This is a genomic window from Sphingobacterium siyangense (assembly GCF_007830445.1).
Classification (GTDB): domain Bacteria; phylum Bacteroidota; class Bacteroidia; order Sphingobacteriales; family Sphingobacteriaceae; genus Sphingobacterium; species Sphingobacterium siyangense.
The window spans coordinates 143,354-162,012 of the sequence record NZ_VLKR01000003.1 but is presented as its reverse complement, the minus strand read 5'-3'; the positions used below and the strand labels follow the sequence as shown (position 1 = coordinate 162,012).

15 protein-coding genes are annotated in these 18,659 nt (G+C 39.4%); 7 read left to right on the top strand and 8 right to left on the bottom strand.

The window, feature by feature from the left end; genetic code table 11:
• The first annotated feature begins 22 nt into the window (after nt 1–22).
• The 4 genes from IQ31_RS04580 (at nt 23) to IQ31_RS04565 (ending at nt 4,991) form a co-directional block, all read left to right on the top strand.
• On the top strand, nt 23–1,051 hold the full coding sequence (locus IQ31_RS04580) for a patatin-like phospholipase family protein (protein WP_145327193.1): 1,029 nt from the start codon (nt 23–25) through the stop codon (nt 1,049–1,051).
• Nucleotides 1,048–1,803, top strand: a complete 756-nt coding sequence (locus IQ31_RS04575; RefSeq protein ID WP_145327191.1) for an SDR family NAD(P)-dependent oxidoreductase — start codon at nt 1,048–1,050, stop codon at nt 1,801–1,803. The genes IQ31_RS04580 and IQ31_RS04575 overlap by 4 nt, the downstream gene beginning before the upstream one ends.
• Complete coding sequence (locus tag IQ31_RS04570) at nt 1,785–3,221, top strand: phosphatase PAP2 family protein (protein WP_145327189.1); 1,437 nt, start codon at nt 1,785–1,787, stop codon at nt 3,219–3,221. The genes IQ31_RS04575 and IQ31_RS04570 overlap by 19 nt, the downstream gene beginning before the upstream one ends.
• Before the next feature lie 63 nt (nt 3,222–3,284).
• The gene (locus tag IQ31_RS04565; protein WP_145327188.1) at nt 3,285–4,991 is read left to right on the top strand and encodes a bifunctional alpha/beta hydrolase/class I SAM-dependent methyltransferase; all 1,707 of its coding nucleotides are present in this window, start codon (nt 3,285–3,287) and stop codon (nt 4,989–4,991) included.
• 548 nt (nt 4,992–5,539) lie between these two features.
• Here the strand turns inward: IQ31_RS04565 and IQ31_RS04560 are convergent.
• From IQ31_RS04560 to IQ31_RS04530, 7 genes are all read right to left on the bottom strand, one after another.
• The gene (locus IQ31_RS04560) at nt 5,540–6,496 is read right to left on the bottom strand and encodes a Fic family protein (RefSeq protein ID WP_244294326.1); all 957 of its coding nucleotides are present in this window, start codon (nt 6,494–6,496) and stop codon (nt 5,540–5,542) included.
• A 155-nt stretch (nt 6,497–6,651) separates the two neighbouring features.
• The gene (locus tag IQ31_RS04555; protein WP_145327186.1) at nt 6,652–11,496 is read right to left on the bottom strand and encodes a DNA repair ATPase; all 4,845 of its coding nucleotides are present in this window, start codon (nt 11,494–11,496) and stop codon (nt 6,652–6,654) included.
• A gap of 96 nt (nt 11,497–11,592) precedes the next feature.
• Entirely contained in the window at nt 11,593–13,710 is a 2,118-nt protein-coding gene (locus IQ31_RS04550; RefSeq protein WP_145327185.1) for a flotillin family protein, read from the bottom strand.
• 115 nt (nt 13,711–13,825) lie between these two features.
• Nucleotides 13,826–14,548 carry an OB-fold-containig protein gene (locus IQ31_RS04545; RefSeq protein WP_145327184.1) on the bottom strand — a complete coding sequence of 241 codons (723 nt, stop codon included), beginning with the start codon at nt 14,546–14,548 and terminating at the stop codon, nt 13,826–13,828.
• Between the two features lie 11 nt (nt 14,549–14,559).
• The gene (locus IQ31_RS04540) at nt 14,560–14,754 is read right to left on the bottom strand and encodes a DUF4177 domain-containing protein (protein ID WP_145327183.1); all 195 of its coding nucleotides are present in this window, start codon (nt 14,752–14,754) and stop codon (nt 14,560–14,562) included.
• Nucleotides 14,741–15,448 carry a PspA/IM30 family protein gene (locus IQ31_RS04535; RefSeq protein ID WP_145327182.1) on the bottom strand — a complete coding sequence of 236 codons (708 nt, stop codon included), beginning with the start codon at nt 15,446–15,448 and terminating at the stop codon, nt 14,741–14,743. The genes IQ31_RS04540 and IQ31_RS04535 overlap by 14 nt, the downstream gene beginning before the upstream one ends.
• A gap of 4 nt (nt 15,449–15,452) precedes the next feature.
• On the bottom strand, nt 15,453–15,842 hold the full coding sequence (locus tag IQ31_RS04530) for a YbjN domain-containing protein (protein WP_088163431.1): 390 nt from the start codon (nt 15,840–15,842) through the stop codon (nt 15,453–15,455).
• A gap of 91 nt (nt 15,843–15,933) precedes the next feature.
• Between IQ31_RS04530 and IQ31_RS04525 the strand changes: the two genes are divergently transcribed.
• Both IQ31_RS04525 and IQ31_RS04520 read left to right on the top strand, forming a co-directional pair.
• A complete protein-coding gene (locus IQ31_RS04525; RefSeq protein WP_088160064.1) occupies nt 15,934–16,593 on the top strand; it encodes a helix-turn-helix domain-containing protein in 660 nt (219 codons plus the stop codon).
• 657 nt (nt 16,594–17,250) lie between these two features.
• Nucleotides 17,251–17,658, top strand: a complete 408-nt coding sequence (locus tag IQ31_RS04520; RefSeq protein WP_145327181.1) for a hypothetical protein — start codon at nt 17,251–17,253, stop codon at nt 17,656–17,658.
• 53 nt (nt 17,659–17,711) lie between these two features.
• On the opposite strand, the gene IQ31_RS04515 is transcribed toward IQ31_RS04520, so the two are convergent.
• On the bottom strand, nt 17,712–18,107 hold the full coding sequence (locus IQ31_RS04515) for a single-stranded DNA-binding protein (protein WP_075990849.1): 396 nt from the start codon (nt 18,105–18,107) through the stop codon (nt 17,712–17,714).
• A 174-nt stretch (nt 18,108–18,281) separates the two neighbouring features.
• Between IQ31_RS04515 and IQ31_RS04510 the strand changes: the two genes are divergently transcribed.
• On the top strand, nt 18,282–18,647 hold the full coding sequence (locus tag IQ31_RS04510; protein WP_145327180.1) for a hypothetical protein: 366 nt from the start codon (nt 18,282–18,284) through the stop codon (nt 18,645–18,647).
• Nucleotides 18,648–18,659: the final 12 nt, after the last annotated feature.

The window sequence follows — 18,659 nt, the reverse complement described above, 5'->3', positions numbered from 1 at the left end:
GGCTAACTAAAATTTCAATCTGATGGCTTATCAACGTGCTGTTTTATTTTCGGGGGGTGGAACTCGGTTCAGTATATATCTTGGTATGTATGCTGCGCTGGATGAGCTGGGTTTAAAACCAGATCTGCTTATCGCGAGCTGTGGTGGTTCAATGGCAGTGGCTGTTATACAAGCCTTTGATACACATGAAGCTCGCAAGTCCTATCTGCAATCAGACGAGTTTTATCAGTTTTTCCTGCATCATCGGCTTACAGAACAGCGTCGTTTGGGGAGGCTGGGCGTGTATGTTTTGAAAAAACAGTTTAATAAAAAACGGGCACCCTTTATTGAGGATGTTTTTAATCGCTATCTCGTCCATATGGAACAGGATCTTTCCTTACTATTGCCTACATTGGATAGACCATTCTCAGCAGCAATTCCAGCACTTGTGGTCGGCGCTAAAGTGCTGTTCAGTCCGTCTGAAGTTGGGCAGCGGCGTGGGGACCGGAAACTCTATCAAAAGATATTGATGGGAACTCAGGATGTATTGGCAAACGTGCCCGTTGAGGCAATAGGAATTTCGGCTAGTAATTACGAGCATAGTGCAGTGGCTAAAGCGGTTCATTTGAGTGCTGAGTTTTCTATGCTACAGGCGGCCCGTATTTCGATGTCCGATATGTTTTATATTGAACCTGTATGCTCCAATAAAACCTATTATACGGGTGGAGCAATTGATCTTGTACCAATGGAGCTAGCAAAGTCGCTTGCTCAAAACATCATATGTGAGCGAAAACAACCTTATAAACCGCAAGAAGAAGCGTTGGTTCGGGCAGTATTAGGCTTTAGCGGAAATAAACGATTAACAGATTTGGAACAGCAGTTTCCGTATGAACATTGGATTGATACACAGGATGCCGCGGAACAATTAGCTGGGAAATACTGTAAAAAAGGAATTGATTGGTCTAAATTTGAAGTTACGCTGTCTTTCCCGATTGATCAACAAGAATTTGCGGAAGCGATGGAAGCGCAATGGAACTATGGTTATGAGGCGACATTAAATTCATTGAAATGAAAGTATTTATTGCCGGTGGTACAAGTGGAATAGGCCTTGCTTTGGCCAAGCGTTATCTTGATCAAGGAGCAGAGGTAGCGGTATGTGGGCGCGATCTGACGAAAATGTCAGCATATTCCTGGGGACATAGCATCAGAAGTTTTGAAGTCGATGTATGTCAATTGAGCAGCCTGCAAAATGCAGTCAGTTCATTTTGTGCGCATATGCCTTTAGACCTCTTTATCAATTGTACAGGGAGTTACGCGGATGACGTTGCTCAACAAATAAGCTATCAGGAGGCGGTGGCTATGCTCCAGGTCAATATGATGGGCACTTTAAATTGTTTTGAAGCGGCAAGAACTGCTATGCAAGGTCAGTCGGAAGGACAAATTGCAATCGTTGCATCAGTTTCGGGAACGCTCCATTTTCCCAATTCAAGCCTATATAGTAAGACAAAGCGTGCTGCAATCCAAGTGGCTGATGCGTATCGTAGGGCACTCTATCCATATGGAATTGCGGTTACTGTTATTGCTCCGGGCTATGTTGATACAGATAAACTGAGAGCCCTCAATAAGCAAGATTTGTCTAAAAAGCCATTCTTAATCGCTGTAGACGATGCAGCACAGCGTATAATGACAGCTATCGAACAGAAGAAGAAGCAAGTCGTTTTTCCGAAGCGTATGAAGTGGTTGATGGCATCTCTGGGACTACTTCCAAATATTGTGTTGAATAAAATTATGTCAAGGAAGGCCAAATGGATGAAAAACGACTGAAAAATAGGGGGCTGCAATTTGCTGTTTTCCTTTATTGTGCGCTATTTTTCCAGTTGACTTATTCTGCTGCTGCGGTCCATGCTGCAAATCAGGCTACTGTATCTTCGTTTGTGTTTCCTTTTGAACACTTTATGCCGTTCGTTTCTTGGATGATTATCCCCTACATGAGTAGCGGTTTGTTCTTCGCTTTGGTTCCTTTCTGTTGTCGAAGTCGAGAAGAGCTTTGGGTCTATACGAAGCGTTTCAGTTTCATTACCATCGTCTCTATTTGTTGTTTTTCTATTTTTCCCTTGCGATTTTCTTTTGATAGGCCTAGCATTGAGCATCCTGTTTTTAAATTCTTCTTCGCCTTTTTAAGTAAGCATGACTCTCCATTTAATCAAGCACCTTCGTTGCATGTGGCGTATGCATGTCTGTTTTGGTCTGTGCTCGGTAGGGCGCTAAAAGGTTGGACACGCTGGGTAGTGGGGATTTGGCTGCTATTCATGGGGATTGCTACACTCACCGTTTATCAGCACCATCTGGTGGATGTGTTGACCGCGTTGATTCTGGTTCATGTTGGATTTGTCCTATTCCCATCACCATCGGGATTGCTTCATGACAGCGCTTTATTGAGGCTAAAGGCGGGGGATTTGCCCTTTTTGGCCGGTACCGAAAAGATGAAATTAGACGAAAAGGCGAAATTAGACTTGGAGGCCGAGGTTTGTCGTAGAAACCAGGGAATTGGCAACGTTTACTACGCCATCGGCTGGTGTTTACTGTTACTGGCATTGTGGGGCGGAACTCATGCATTTGGATTATATCTTTTGTGTTGGCCATCCTTAGTCTGTATTGCGGTAGGAAGGAATTATGTTATCAATAATCCAAGGTTTCTGAAAAATGAAAAAGGTTGGATATCCGGCTTTAAGAAATTGTTTTATAGCCCATACCAATGGATTTATTGGTTGTTGTGGCGATTCGCAAGACGTCGTAATAATCTGCCATTGCTTGAGATTTTACCAGGTTGTTATGTAGGCCCGAGGACGACAGCAGGAGATCTCCGTGTGCTCGGTCTGAATAAGCATCTGATTGTTTTTGACCTGGCTGCCGAATTGGAAGAAATAGCGATCCTACATGTACAGGAAAACTATCATTCATTTCCATTGTTGGATATAGCGGCAATTACGCTGGCTGATGCCGAAAGGATATTGGCTGCGCTCGTCATCCGTTATCAGCAATTGAAGCGAGGTGAAAATATGATTATACATTGTACAATGGGCTACAGCAGGAGTATGATTTTTGCTGTTCTATTGTCACAAAAAATATTATCTTTAGATTTAATGGATGCTATAGATTTGGTTAAATCTCATAATAAACATCTTGTATTGCATAAACATGCACTTAAGTTGATGAAGGTGCTAGTCGAGAGAAATAGCTAGACGGTCATTTGCATGATCTTTGTTGTTAAATATACTATTTGATATTAGTCAGTAAAATTATACATGAAATCAGGTTACTTCAAGAGTTTTGATCAAGGGGAGTTATTATATCGCGTCTGGAATTATCAGGCTGGACAGCGGGCATTGATTGTACTGCACCGTGGGCATGAGCATTCGGAACGTCTGCAGGAGATGGCTACGGATCCACAGTTTGCCGATCATTCAATCTTTGCATTTGATTTGCGCGGACATGGTTATACGAAAGAACCAGTTTCACCGATCTTTATGGATTATGTGCGGGATCTAGATAGTTTCGTTCATTATATAGGCCGTGAATATTTGGTTGATTCGAAAGACATTTTCGTTATCGCCAATAGTATTGCAGGAGTTGTTGTCAGTGCCTGGGTACATGATTTTGCTCCTAAAGTCGCAGGTATTGCATTGTTGGCACCTGCATTTGAAATTAAATTATATGTGCCCTTGGCAAATCAGATGATTGCTTTGGGAACAAAGCTAAAAAAAGATCTGATTATCCAGAGTTATGTCAAATCTAAAGTGTTGACTCACGATATAGACCAGCAGAAGGCTTACGATGCCGATCCTTTGATTTCCAAATCTATCAATGGCGCTTTGTTGGTTGATCTATTAAAAGCTGGCGAGCGTATCGTTGAAGACGCTACGGCGATTGATATTCCTGTGATTGTCCTTTCTGCTGAAAAAGATTATGTGGTCAAAAATTCGGTGCAGAAAAAATTCTTTGTGACAATTGCTTCAAAATTGAAGACCTTTATTACATTACGTAATTTCTACCATGGGATTCTATTTGAAACAAACCGGCAAAAGGTGTACCAGTATCTGCGAAACTTTATCGACAAGGCCTATGCCCGACAAAGTCCTGAGCTGACGCTTGAACCCGATGAGTTTTCGGTGAAAGAGTATGAACAATTATACCATAAGTTACTTCCTGCGGGTGAAAAATTGAATTATGCGGTCCAGAAATGGGCATTGGGTAAAATAGGTTCCTTAAGTAAAGGAATGAATTTAGGCCTGCAGTTTGGATTTGATTCTGGGATATCGCTGGATTACGTCTATCGCAATGAATCGCAGGGTAAAAACCGCTTTGGCCGCATCCTCGACCGTGGTTATCTGGAGGCCATCGGCTGGAAAGGAATTCGCATTCGAAAACAACACTTGTTACAGTTGCTGGAAGAGCATATAACAAAAGTTAAAGCTGCTGGGAAAACCGTTAAGATATTGGACATTGCGGGTGGGACCGGAAATTACTTATTTGATATTAAAGAAAAATATCCCGAGGCCGAAATCGTGATTAATGAATTCCTGTTGTCAAATATTGCGGTAGGAGAGAAGATTATCCGTAGAAACGGATTGCAGGGAATACGATTTACCAACTACGATTGTTTTGATCCAGCTACCTATTCCAAACTGGAATTCAAGCCTAACATTGTTATTATCTCAGGTATCTTTGAACTTTTTGGTGATAACGAAATGGCAAGTAGAGCTGTAAAAGGTGCAACTTCGATTTGTGAAGAAAGCAGTCATTTGGTTTATACTGGACAGCCATGGCATCCACAGTTAAAGATGATTGCTTACGTGTTAAACAGTCATCAGAAAAAAGACTGGGTGATGCGCCGTCGTTCGCAGAAAGAATTAGACCGTCTGATGGCCTACAATGGAGTCGTTAAGGAACGTATGCTGATCGACGACTTTGGCATATTTACAGTTTCTTCGGGGGCTGTGAAGGGCGGATAATTGTAAAAGATTGAAAAGCTCATAGCCTAGTAGTATTTTCTTTAATCTTACTCTCAATATTTTTTAATCTTATAACAAACTCAATAAAAAGTTCCCATTTTGGGAACTTTTTATTGAAATAGCTTTGATTTTGCTTATCTCAGGTTTTTTTAAATGGAGGTAAGTAAAATGGATATCCGGTTCTTATATTCTCTGATCTCCTGAACAATATGTTCCAAATTTCCATTGAAGTCCATGATGCTTATATAAATTGGCGTGTAGCCGATTTTGAAGATTTAGATGAAGATACATTGCGTATGAAACGTCACATTCCAGATATGGTGGAACTTGAACGTTTATTGGACATTGCTAAGATAGCCTTCGCGCAGAAGATGGTCGTATTATTTGGTTTTAATGAAATAGTATTATAGAGTGCAAAACAATTATGGAAACGAAATATCATACTAAATATCCTGAGGAGGGTGATTATATCATCGAATGTCAACAAGAAGAACTAAATGTATAGCCGAATGTTAAATATAGATTTGCTGTTTTCATTATATAGTAAATTACTTGAATTGATATTCTGTCAATCGTTGCTCTCCAAACTTCTTTAAAATATTTTGTTCAACAGCCCATTTTAGATCCCTGCTTGCAGTGGGAGCGGAAATATTCTTAAAAGTTTGTAGATAGTCTTTTCGATGAAATTTATTTTGACCGATTTTCTCTTTAAACAGACTTATTCTGTCTTCTAAACGAAGTGTTTTATTTTGAGCTTGTAAAAGTTCTTCTAAAGCGGTCAGAATAATCCCAAGCATGAACTCAATAAATGGTGTTGAGCTACCCTCTTTGTCCGACTCTGAGAGCTTTGCGTAATACGCATCTTGCTTTTGTTTGATTAGGCTCTCAATGGGTAAAAACTCAAAAACAGGATATCGCTGCATTAAAATCAATGTTTGCCATAATCTCCCCATTCTGCCGTTGCCGTCGATAAACGGATGTATAAATTCAAATTCATAATGGAATACACAACTTTTGATTAGAATTAAATCTGCGTCTTTTTTTAGATAAGCAAAAAGATCTTTCATCAAACCTTTAACCATTGTCCCACTTGGGGCAATATGTTTTACCTTTGAACCTTTTACAATACCCACATTCGTAGTTCTTAATTTTCCTGCATTATCGATCAACCCATTCATCAGGAGAGAATGAGCCTTTTCTAAATTTTTTAATTCATAAGGATTAAAATCATTTAATTTGTCATAAACTTTTATAGCATTTTGTACCTCTAAAATATCCTTTTTGGGTGCAATAATTCTTTTATTTTCTAATAATGCGGTAATTTGTTCCTCAGTTAACGTGTTACCTTCGATTTCTAAAGACGATTGAATCGTTTTTATACGGTTCTTTTTTCGTAGCTCCGTGGTGGGTTTATATAAATGAGCAGCATTAATTTCTCCTATTCTTTCTGAAATAGAACTAACTAATTTTAAAGTTTCACTTGTAATAATATACGGTGGTTTCATTATGATGATACTATCATTTGATACTATCAAAGATAATCATTAATCAACCTAAAAATAGCTAATGCTTAAAAAATATTTGACAGTACTCGTATCAGAAATACTGCTATTCCAGCTGAATAGACAGGTAAAGTCCACTGGAATAGCAATGTTAAATATTAGTTCTTATAAGCACGAATGGCCTGTATGATACCCTCTAGATTTTCGTTAAAGTCCTGCATCTGTGCAAACACCTTATCATCTTTGGCCAAACCACCATGTTTATTGTTTTTGCGGAAGATTTGTTTGATGTGTTCCCAGCGATCTTGTTCCACATTGTTTATCAATCCGGCGAGTTCTTTCAATTTTAGAAGATTACTTTCTGTATCGGCAGTAAGGGTTTGTGACTCGCTTTCATAATGTGCGAGGAGAACTTGATCGATTTCCTGATCGTTCATCATGGGTACGATCTGCGCAATGAGCTTGCTCATATTCCGGTAGGATCCTTGCATTTTGAACGGCGGTTCTGTTCGGTAATTGTCCTGCATGGCCGCACTTTGAATATAATTTTGATTGACCTTGATGACAACATTTCTGATCTTTAATACATGTTTTAATACCGTTATAAAATCATCGATATCTTGCTTCAGGTAATTGCCTTCTAAATCGGGAAGTTGGTCTACCACCGATTGCGCGTAGTTCACTAAAGCATAAAAGTCGTTGAAGGATTTGCTTGCTATTTTTTCAAGGTAGCTGTTTTCAATTGCCGCATTTTCGATCAAGCTTAGATTGAATAGTGCTTCGGTATCACCGATCACATCCCCTAGATTGTAGACATCGGCACGGTTGGCAAGCATATCTGGAATCTGAAATTTGGACCCGCTTTCTGTATAGGGGTTTCCAGCCATTACGATGCAGAATCTTTTCCCGCGCAAATCATATGTTTTACTCTCGCCTTCAAAAATACCGTCGATCTTACGTTGCCCGTCAGCCAATGAAATAAATTTCTGTAGGAATTCAGGATTCAAATGTTGGATATCATCGAGGTAGAGCATCACATTGTCGGCCATTTCAAAGGCAAGATTAATCTTCTTAAGTTCCTCACGTTCCCCGGAAGTTTTCGCCTCCACAGGATCAATTGAAGTAATGGAATGCCCAATTGTAGGTCCGTTGATTTTCACAAAATGTAATCCCATGGTTTTCGCGAGGTATTCCATCAATGTTGTCTTTCCGTAACCTGGCGGAGAAATGAGGAGAAGCATACCCATTCTGGCGGTACGTTTATTGTCGCCAGCTGCCCCAAGTTGTTTAGCCAGGTTATTTCCGATCAATGGAAAGTAAACCTCGTTGATCAACTTATTTCGGACAAAAGATGTTAAGACTTTTGGTTCAAATTCTCCGATTTTCAGCTCCTTGGCATATGTTTTTCCAAGCTGTTCCTTCAAAGAAGCGAATTCTTGAAAACGAGGGGCATTCAATTCGGCAAATGTCTTCAACCTACGCAGAAATTGATGGTATTGAATCTGCTCTTCTCCATTGTTCAAGATCGGATGATTTCCCTTTAATCCCTGGATGAGCGCATTGTCTTTGGCGATGATCAATTGGTATTCATCTTTTGGATAAAGAAGTGTGACTGCAGTTTCCTCAATGTACTTGTGGAAACCCTGGTAATCACTGTTCTCGTCGATAAAAGAATTTAGCCAATTTAAAGTCAAATAGAAACGGTCTACGAGACTAAATTGTGTATGCTGAATATCTGCTTCAAAGAGTTTGAAACTCTTTTTGTTTTCCAATAGCCTGATGAAAGCCTTTTTCAGTTCATCCGATTGTTCACTGACGACAAACTTGCTATAGCTTGTGAAAGTTTGGAAAAGATAGCTCGCGATCTCCTCTCCATTAATTGTCGAGCGATCCAAATGAGTGTCCCAATTGTTGAATAATTTTGTGAGTTCGTCAACGACAGATTGGTAGCGTGTGGAATTTGGAAATGCTTTTAATACGGAGTGTGTAGACTGGATCAACGCTTTCTGTTTTTCCTGTTGGTCTTGGGCTAGTGAATGCCAAAACAACTGCGCCATAGCACGCAAATGAGCATCGTAACGTAAGAGATCAAGCTTGCTGTCTAGCTGTTTGATGGTATCATAGATTACCAGAGCATCAAAATTATGCACTCCTTTGACATAGCCTTCCGAATAACTTTGCTCGACAGTCTGATTGATAAACAGGTTGGCATCAAAATCGTGCTGTCCTTTAGAAGCAAGGAATGTTTTATAAGCGAGATATTCAGCTCGGTATACATCTTTGTTTTCGGAAATCAGTTCCTGATCCCAAATATCTCTAAAGTTTTCTATTTCGGAACCTTTGACTTTTTGATAGAAGCTCGTTCCGGTAAGATGGAAGTATATTTCGTCATTTTTGCGTACGAGCGTTAAACTGAGTGACTGACTATTGACGGCAAATTTATGCTTACCAAGAGCAATAATGTTCTCTCCATCTACAAAAAGATCATTCTTGTCACGTAAAACGCGTAATGCATCCTCTTGAGATTTTTTGAGTAGGTTTTCAAGATTTTCAGCTTTTGAAACATCACTGAGCGTTTTCAGTTCTTGCACAAGTTGTCTGATTTTGTCAATCATCAAATCTGAAGCAAAGAAACTTAGGATTTCCTCACGCGTTGCAAATGTCTTTGACTTGTTTTCAATATTCTTTAATACACGAAGGCCAATTTGTTCGAGTGAAGAGCTTCGTTTGTTGATCTGTTCAACGATTTGCTCTCTGCGGGAATTAAATGCTTTGATGATTTCATCACGCTTATCTGCTATCTTCAGGGCGAAGTCCTCAAATTCTGAGAACTTACTTTCAAGTTCTTCCAGTTGAACAATGACCTTAGTATAATACTCGTCTACTTTTTCTGTTGTCGTAGAGAGTTCAAGGTAGTTGGTGACAGACTGCTCCAGTAATGTAAGTTGGGCAGAAAATTCTGCAATGGCTTCCGTACTTTTTAATGAATTGAGTTTGCGTGTAAGCTGCGACCGGACTTCATTCAAGGAAGAGAAAATAACAGCTATCTTTTCGATAATTTTGGTGGTTTGAGTGGAGTCGTCGATTTTTAAACTGTTTAGAATATCGATCAACAGCTCCAGCTCACTCGATATAGCCGAATTGGCTTCCTCGATCGCCTTGGCGTCATAGACCTTGATAATTGCTGCAACATTGTTTTTCTGTTGCTCCACTTTCTGCTCATAGGGGTGTAAAGCCTCGTCGCGAAGCAAGAAGGCAATTGTCTTTTCGGCGAGCTCGGTGGTGATTGACTGTAGTTTATCGAGTAAAGCATCGATGCGGACTACATCAATATATTTGACATTTTTGAGGTCAATGATTTCGCCTTGTAAACGACGTGAATCTGCCAGTTGATGAACAAGTTGATCAAGCTTCTCGACTACTGTACTATTGATGGAAAAGGTAAGCTCCTCCATTTTCTTCTCGGCACTGCTATTGAGCTCTGTGGCGTATTTACGTTGGGCTTGGACCTTAACAAATTCGTCAATTGCTGTATTGGCGACCTCCTTGATCTGTGCGAGTGGCTGCCCAAGATTTGACAAGGCTTCATCCTTTATCCAAAAATAGGAGTCAAGTAGGACAGTCGATTTTTTGAGTATATCTTCATAAAGACCTTCATAACTGTCTTCTTTGTTGATGAGCTGTATGACTTCTTGTGCCTCGGCCATGGCTTGTACGATCTGTTTATTACCGACCTTATAAAGCGGATCGTCTTTTTTTAGCTCATTTTCTTTGAGTACAGCCATGTAAGGGGTTTCCCAGATCTGAACCTGATGATGCCTTGTTGCTTCGGCCTCTGTGTGAAAGTAAATTAAACTACCGTCTTTGAAAAGGGTGAAGCCATTGCAGATGATCGGAGTTTCGACATGCTGCTGAATGATGTTATAAGACAGTAAGATGTAGGTATTCGTTTCCTCCTGACAAAAGATATAGAGAAAGTCTTCGCCGTTTGGTGATGCTATGCGTCTAAGGAAACTAACCTGGTCAAACTGGACGTCAAAGATTTTATGGGTGCCATTCTGCAGGTAGTATCCGTTAGAAAAAATGATACCTTGACTATCGGGTAGTAGAATGGCCGATTCATTAAGTGATTTAAGGTTCACAACTTCTTTTGTCCGTTGGTTAAAGACAAATGCACGGAAATCTTCTTGATACGGTTTAATGCGTACGGCAATCAAATTGCCAAGGTCTGCATAATAGTAATCCGCATCATCCAGTTGTTGGTCGGCGTTTGAAACTTTTTCGGAGAAGATTCCTTTTCCCGTATCGGTATTGTTTTCAATTTTGAAAGTAATATCGCCATTGATCGCTTCTATAAAGATCTTGTCCTTAATGGAAATGTGCGGGTGTTTTCCGAGGCGACGATCTTCCAAGGTTGTTTTTGTCCAGTCAAACTCAAACTGATTAGGCAATTTAACCTCATGAATGCTGCGGTCGTCCTGATATTGAAGCGTTCCGTCTTTAATCAACCATTTGAATGCCTTCAGGTCAGCAGGATTTTTGCTGGTCTGAAAGATCATATAAAGATAGTTTTCCGTACGTCGAAACTTGGAAAAGATCGAGTCGCGATAGTATTTATATAAATTTTGGTAATCGCCAATGAAATTAGGATCATTGATCAGCTCGAGCGATTGTGGGATAAATTGATTGTTTTCGAACGTATATACACTGAAAACATCTTCGAGTTTAATTTCGGTACGTAACCCAAAATGGACGTTATAACCGAATATACATAGATTGTCCAGGGCTAAAATACCGCGAGCAACACAGTTATTTTCTGTGGTGATCCGTTGGTTGGCCTTGAGTATAAAACTTGTCGCATTAAAGACTTCCTTGCGGGCATTATTTAGTTGCTGGAGTTTGATAGAAAGCTCTTCTTTTTGTGTAAGAAGTCGCTTCCGAATAATCTCGTATGCACCTTGATCAAGGGAGTCGTTCTGATTTATTACGTTTTCTTCTGGCATAAAACTGAGCTTTATCGACTTTGTATATGTGGTAGAATCATTATTTATTACCTGCAGTGATTATGAACATTATCTGCAGGTAATAATGGGTATTAATTACGACAGCTTTTTATTGGATATGCCCAAGTTTTTCGCCAATCCGAACAAAGAATTGATAAAGCTTTTGTCTTCGCCATTTTCAGTGTCAGTCGCCGCTTGTTGAAGTTTAATCAATGCTGCTGAAACTGTGAGGTTCTTTATATCGTTTGTGGAAATTCCATATTTATCGGCTAATCCACGCACCTTCTCTGCAAGGTCTCCTTGTCCATCTGGACCTATCAGTGAGTTCTTAATAGCTGTGGCATGTTTAGAGTTGTCAATCAAGTGATCAAAACCTTTGGAATTGGAAACTTGACGGACGATATTCTCAAAGAACATGGTTTCGCCACCAACGATATCTATTTTTGCAGTTTTAAGTGCTTCCGACAATACGCCAGCTTGTGCTTGAGCAATGTCTTTTTGGATATTGATGTGTGCGAGTTCAATATCACGTTCTTTTTGCAATTGCAATTTGAACTCTTCGTGATCTCTGCCCACACCATCCAATTTCTTCATCGCCTCAGCTTTCTCTTCGATACCTTTTGCTTCAGCAAGTGCTTTCTCACGAACAACTTCCGCTTGTGCTAAGCCCTCTTTACGCATTGCTTCCGCTTTCTTCTCGATCACATTTGCTTCAACGGTACCTTGTTTTTCTTCGGCTTCGGCTTTTGCAACCATTACTTCAGCTTCGGATAAGCCAAGCGCGGCTTCTTCTTTAGCTTGTGCTTCAGCAATAATCTTACGACTTTCGGCTTCCTTCAGCGATGCTTCTTTTTTCGCTTCAGCATCGATCAATAATTCCTGAGCACGTTTTTCGGCAATTTTACGAGCGGCCTCTGCATCGATTACTTTTTTCTCCGCTTCCTGCTCTGCTGCGATTTTTGCAGCTTCGGCCGCCTTAACAGTGGATATTAATTTTTCTTCTGCTTCTTGCGATGCCGCAATAACACCAGCTTGTTTCTTTCGTTCTACTTCACGGAATACTTCGATGTCTCGGACGCCTTGTTGCTCTTCAATAACCCCTTTCTCCAATTGTACGCGTTCCTTGATAACACCTTGGATACTTTTCTTCTCCGTCTCTATGGAGCGTTCTTTGTCGATTTGGGCCAAGGTAACAATGCGTTCACGTTCAGTTTGTTCCAAAGCACGGTCTTTCTCTACGCGCTCTGCTTCTACAGCATCCGTGCGCTGCTTGTTTTTCTCAGCAATGATGATCTGACGCAGCTTATTTTCTTCTTGAACAGCTAGTTGCTCTTCGGTAGAAATCCGGACACTTTCGTACTTGAGACGTTCTTCTTCACGGACCTTTGCTATTTCTGCTTCTTCGCGTGCTCTGATGTTATCAATTTCCCGTTTTTGTTTTTCTTCTTTTTCAGCAAGTTGACGATCAAGTTCCAAAATCGCTTCACGAGCTTCGACGTTTTGCTTTCTGATCAACTTCTCTTCGTCACGACGGATAAAATTGGCATTGATATTTTGCTTGGCTGTTAGCTCCGTTATTTTTTTAATGCCTTCACTGTCTAAGATATTGTTTGGATTGAGATGCTCAATATCTGTCTGCTCAAGATAGTCGATTGCACAGTCATCTAGAATATAACCGTTCAGGTCAGTTCCGATGATATCCAAAATTTCGTCACGAAATTCCCGACGGGCTTCATACAATTCGATGAAATCAAATTTCTTACCGACTGTTTTTAGAGCCTCGGAGAATTTAGATTCAAAAATGCTTTTTAAAGTTTCCGGCTCACTTGCACGATCACAACCTAAATTTTGAGCAACATTGATCACATCATCCACACTTTTATTGACGCGAACGAAGAAAGCAACTTTGATATCTGCACGAATGTTGTCCTTGCAGATCAAACCTTCACCTTGCATACGGGCAATCTCAATTTTTTTGATTGAGATGTCCATGATCTCCATTTTGTGAAATACAGGTACAACATACATTCCTTTGTTGAATGCTACTTTTGTACCACCAACACCAGTCCGGACAATTGCTTTCCCTTGTGGAATTTTCTTATAGAATGCACTCAATACAACAAAGAATGCAAAAATTAAAAAGACAGCCAATCCGACAATTAAAAGTATAATTCCGTTTAAGCCACTTAAAAATAAAAGAGGTTGATATAGCATATGATTTGTATTTATTTAGATTTTAATAGTTGGGTTTACGATTAGGATGTAAAGGAATAAAAACCCGTTCTTTTAGAACAGTTGTTTAGGTGTCGAGTCCTTTCTTCTTTTTTCATTAAATATTGTCTATCGTGATTTCTTTGGTCACATAATAATATTTCTTGTCCTTGGATTCGTCAACAATAATGACATCGTCTCCGTAGCCTATTTTCTCCCCATTGTGGCTGACAACATTGAGGCGAATAGGGTCCTGTTGGATGATAAATTCGGCAGAACCTATTTTCTTGCCTTCAATACTGGCTCTCATTTTACCCATGCGACCAAGAAAATCGTGACTTTCTTCGCCATTGTAACCTATAGTTTTAAACATTTTAGCTAAGGGTTTGGTCAGAAAATGCATTAATATAAATGTAACAATGAAAACGGGGATTAGGATAAATACAGACTTTATTCCCCATGAAGCAACATCGATAAAGAGCGAAGAAACAATGGTAATTATCCAGCCTATAAATTTGAATAGTGTTACAATAAGCATGATGGGTACTTTGCCAACATTGATGTAATCCATTGCTTTTGCAAAGAAACCAGGTTCTGTATTAGCGTCCGTATCCGTATGATGATGAACATGGTCGCCCCCCTCAGTTGCGATATCATGTGATCCATCAACGTCCGTGACATCAGGTGTAGGATGGAGGTCTATATCTGCATCGGCATCAAAGAGATGTACTCCATCACCCATCAGAAACATAAATAACCAATACACTACAGACATGCCAGTTAAGACTGTCATAATTCCATTGGATAATGGATTGAATAAGATATTGATTAGTTCTGTCATCGTGTTATTGTTTAAATTTTCTCCCTTTTGAATGTGTAATGGAACGACCAGGAATTGCCATTGACCTCAAGGTCTTGCATGGTTACCAATTCCCAGCCTTGATTTCCAAGATCATTTAAGATTTCATCAATTTTTTCGGAGTCCAACTTTGTTCCCCAGAAACCCTTAGGCTCAATTTTTAGCGTTTTATACTCAAATCTTTTCATCACTATTTAATTTTCTTTTTAGTTCTTCTAATTCGTTGTTGACGGCTTCAGACCCGCCGATGGTCTCGTTAATCTCATCAACTTTACTTTTGTTGCCTAGCGCAATATCACCATAGGCCTTCGCTAGTGCCTCGTCTTCCTCGACTTTCTCTTTCATACGTTCTAACATGGAAATCGTACTATTTGAATCGATATTAGCGAGCTGCCGATTGACCATTTTAGCTGCGTTAGAGACCTTCACACGTGCCTTTAATGTAGAGAGCTCACCTTCCCATTTCGATATATTGAATTTGAGAATGTCTACATTTTTGTGCAGCTCATCGGCTGAACTTTGATGAATCACAGCTTGTTTCTCCAATTCACTAGCTTCGATTAATAACTGTTTTTTCAGCAACAGCGCTTCCTTTGCCAGACCTTCGGCCTTTTCTGCCGTTAGCTCTCCCTTTTGTGCCTTTTGGAGTAATAGAATAGCTTTGTTCTCAAATTCATTGGCTTCTTCTTTTTTCTTTTCACAATTGTTTTGGGTACGTATGGCTAAGGCCTTCACTTTAGCATAGGCTTCCAACGATTGTTCCAGGTCCTCTTTCATCTCACGGATACCCTGTTCCGTCATTTTGATGGGGTCTTCCATTTTGTCCACGACTGCGTGGATCTCTGCTTGACCGATTCTGAAAATTCTCTTAAAAATATTCATTATTCTATAATTTTGAAAAACTTATTAACTGATTATAATATTCACTCATCAACAGACTCAGCGAGTTGATGGCTGCATCAAATTCGTTCTGGTCGAGATTATGTATTTGTAACGTATACCGAAATATAACTTTGGTACCATCTTCCGTTAACGCAAATCCGCCGTGGATAATATCTCTATTTTTTATCAATAGTGATTTGAACATATCCATGCTGTCATTGCTGATTGTAAAAAGGTATTGCTCAAAAATCAGGATGGGTTGGGCAATGCCTACAATGAGGTTACGAATTCCGTCGTCTTCATTTTCGATGACAAAGATTCCTTCTTTTGTATCCTTATGGGTAATGTTGTAACCGATGTTGGCGATATAATTTTCAATTTTTGAGAAGTACATAATCAAGTTTTTTATATATTGCACATATTCTTTGCATAAAGGTAATAAAAATGCAAAAATATTTTGCAATAAAAATTCAATTTTTTTTAAAATGAGTAACGTAGGGAACAATATTAAGAAATTAAGAAAAGTGAAAGGAATGAGCCAACAGGCATTTGGGGATGTTTTTAATCTTACTAGAGGTAATATTTCGTCTTACGAAGAAATGCGTGCGGAACCAAAAATTGAGATTGTTCTTAAGATTGCAAATTATTTTGGCATTCCTGTGCAGCATCTTATTGAAAAAAATCTATCTGTCAATGAAATTCTTAATTTCAATGATTATTTTGAGCCAAATGTTTCAATTATTGGACGTAAAAGATTGTTACAAATCCCGCTGCTGGAACGGGATGCTATTTTTGAAGCGAGTACTCATTTTTCGAAATTAGATGAGCTTCCAATAATTGAATTTCCTTTGCAAAGTAGGAACCGTCTCATCGCAATCGAATATGCTGACGCTATTCCGGTACCGAGCGATTTTTTGGCTAGCCCTCAATCCATTTTGTTTTTTGAAGAAGTTGATGTTCAGAGCTTACATACTTTGGATAAGGCCTTTGGTTTGTATTTTTCCGAGGAAGAGTTCTTTATTGGAAAATACAGTTTGCAGGAAAAAGAGATTAGTTTAGCCTTAAATGTCTGGAAGAAGGTTGATTTCACTTTGGGAGAGAAAGCATATTTCTGGAAATTGTATGCCAAGTTTGAGCGAATCTAATTGCGTGGAACTTTTCCCTGCTATTTATTTGGTATTGCCGGTATCGAGCGTATTTACATATTGTTACCATATTCTAGGTTAATGGTGTTACTATACTGTACTTACAGGGGGGTAACAAGGGGTTTACAGGGATTCACCCCTGCTATACCCCTGTTACCCCCCCCTGTTAACCCCTTGTAATACACCTGCTAAAAGCGGCTTTGAAGTTGATCTGATGCTGACTTTCCTGCAAGAAAAGAAGACTACTAAATCAGGTCTGAAGATGTGAATGCCCACAAAAAATTTTGTGAAGTCGGGCATTGTAATTAAATTAGTTCGACAATAAAGTAAAACTTTTGCGCTGTTGATTCACGTCTTTGGTTCATGATAGCTTATTCTAAACTGTTATCTCACAATAAAAATGGAAATTTGTGCAGGATCCGATCCAAGATAAGGAGTCAGTACCTGGATAGTACGATAATGTATCATCAACAGAGAGTTAGTTTTTATTGGTAAGAATAAATCTCAAGGACGGTAATGTTATAAATCGGTAATGTTATAAGTAAGATAGATAATGATGAACTTGTCGATCCGCTAAAAGTAGTGTGATTTATTTAGTTTCAGTACAACATGCATAAACGGCTAAATTACCATGGATAAAAAACTAAATTTAAATAGATGAAGAAAGTAACCTTATTAGCATTAATTGCTGGATTTTTTGTTATTTCCTGTAATAATTCCACGACTAAAAAAGTCGAAGTAAAAGATACGACTGCCGCTATTGACATTAAAAAAGATACGGCTAAAACGCTGTTGGAAAATAGAGGCGGCGAAGTGCCAATACCTAAATTTAGTTCTGTTGAGACACAAAAATTAGCGGAGGATTACACAAAATATATTAAGGAATTTATCACTGTTGCTAAAAGTGGCGATGTTGTTAAGCTTAAGGAGCTTGCGTCCAAACGACAGGAATGGGCGACCAAAGAAACTGAAGCTGTTTCTAAGTTTACACCGGAAGATGCCAAATTATGGAAGGCTTATGCTGAGAACCTAGGAAGAGCGTTGACAGCAAGCCTAACAAAATAAGTTGTGAACAATCGACGAGGTAGAGGCTTGAAAAATCTACCTCGCCGACCCTACTAGAAGGGGAGGTCATCTTCATTTTCGTCCGGAAGTGTTGGGCTGTCTTCTTTGGCACCGTTTGACTCTGATAAAACCAAGAAATTATCTACTTTAATTTCTGTGACATATTGTTTTACCCCATCTGCATTCTCATAATTACGATAGGTGAGTTTGCCCTCAACCATGAGTTTGGTCCCACGTTGGCATTTCTTTTCAATGGTATTGTTTTGATTACCCCAAACCACGAGTGTATGCCATTGAACTTCTTCAACCCACTCGCCGGCTTTGTTCTTGAAGAGATCATTGGTGGCGAGACGTAATACGGAATAATTGGTGCCGGTGGAAGTTGTTTTGATTAATGGGTCGTTTCCTAAATGACCAACCAATTGTACTTTGTTGCGTAATGTGCTCATGCGTCTAATTTTTAAATGTTTTTAATAATTCTTATTTTAGTTGACGGTCATTGGCTATTGATGCCAGATGATCTTAAGCAAAGGTGGGGCGGAGAAAAGACTATAGTCGTCTATTTACCATTTGTATTCGACTATAGTCGATTGTAACCGTTTGTTGTCGTTTAATCTTCTGTTATGAGTTCTGTCGAGAAAGTCTGCCTTGAATGTGGCAAGGGTATATATGGTCGTTCTGACAAGCGATTTTGTGATGATGCTTGCCGGAACGCCTATAACAATAAATTAAATAGCGACCAGACCAATATGGTGCGCAATGTGAATAATATCCTACGAAAAAACCGTCGTATTTTATTGGAAGCGTTGAGTGGGGAGGGTATGATCAAGATACAACGGGAAAAGTTAAAGCGATTGGGATTTGATTTTAAGTTCCATACACATACTTTTTCCAATAACAAGGGACAGACCTATAACTTTATTTATGAAACAGGCTATCTGTTGCTGGAGAATGATTGGGTATTGATCGTTCAAAAGAAACCGCTATGATTTTGAACGCAA

Coding starts and splice junctions, on each gene's coding strand:
- IQ31_RS04580 (WP_145327193.1), top strand. CDS start 23: ATGGCTTATCAACGTGCTGTTTTATTTTCGGGGGGTGGAACTCGGTTC.
- IQ31_RS04575 (WP_145327191.1), top strand. CDS start 1,048: ATGAAAGTATTTATTGCCGGTGGTACAAGTGGAATAGGCCTTGCTTTG.
- IQ31_RS04570 (WP_145327189.1), top strand. CDS start 1,785: ATGGATGAAAAACGACTGAAAAATAGGGGGCTGCAATTTGCTGTTTTC.
- IQ31_RS04565 (WP_145327188.1), top strand. CDS start 3,285: ATGAAATCAGGTTACTTCAAGAGTTTTGATCAAGGGGAGTTATTATAT.
- IQ31_RS04560 (WP_244294326.1), bottom strand. CDS start 6,496: ATGAAACCACCGTATATTATTACAAGTGAAACTTTAAAATTAGTTAGT.
- IQ31_RS04555 (WP_145327186.1), bottom strand. CDS start 11,496: ATGCCAGAAGAAAACGTAATAAATCAGAACGACTCCCTTGATCAAGGT.
- IQ31_RS04550 (WP_145327185.1), bottom strand. CDS start 13,710: ATGCTATATCAACCTCTTTTATTTTTAAGTGGCTTAAACGGAATTATA.
- IQ31_RS04545 (WP_145327184.1), bottom strand. CDS start 14,548: ATGACAGAACTAATCAATATCTTATTCAATCCATTATCCAATGGAATT.
- IQ31_RS04540 (WP_145327183.1), bottom strand. CDS start 14,754: ATGAAAAGATTTGAGTATAAAACGCTAAAAATTGAGCCTAAGGGTTTC.
- IQ31_RS04535 (WP_145327182.1), bottom strand. CDS start 15,448: ATGAATATTTTTAAGAGAATTTTCAGAATCGGTCAAGCAGAGATCCAC.
- IQ31_RS04530 (WP_088163431.1), bottom strand. CDS start 15,842: ATGTACTTCTCAAAAATTGAAAATTATATCGCCAACATCGGTTACAAC.
- IQ31_RS04525 (WP_088160064.1), top strand. CDS start 15,934: ATGAGTAACGTAGGGAACAATATTAAGAAATTAAGAAAAGTGAAAGGA.
- IQ31_RS04520 (WP_145327181.1), top strand. CDS start 17,251: ATGAAGAAAGTAACCTTATTAGCATTAATTGCTGGATTTTTTGTTATT.
- IQ31_RS04515 (WP_075990849.1), bottom strand. CDS start 18,107: ATGAGCACATTACGCAACAAAGTACAATTGGTTGGTCATTTAGGAAAC.
- IQ31_RS04510 (WP_145327180.1), top strand. CDS start 18,282: ATGAGTTCTGTCGAGAAAGTCTGCCTTGAATGTGGCAAGGGTATATAT.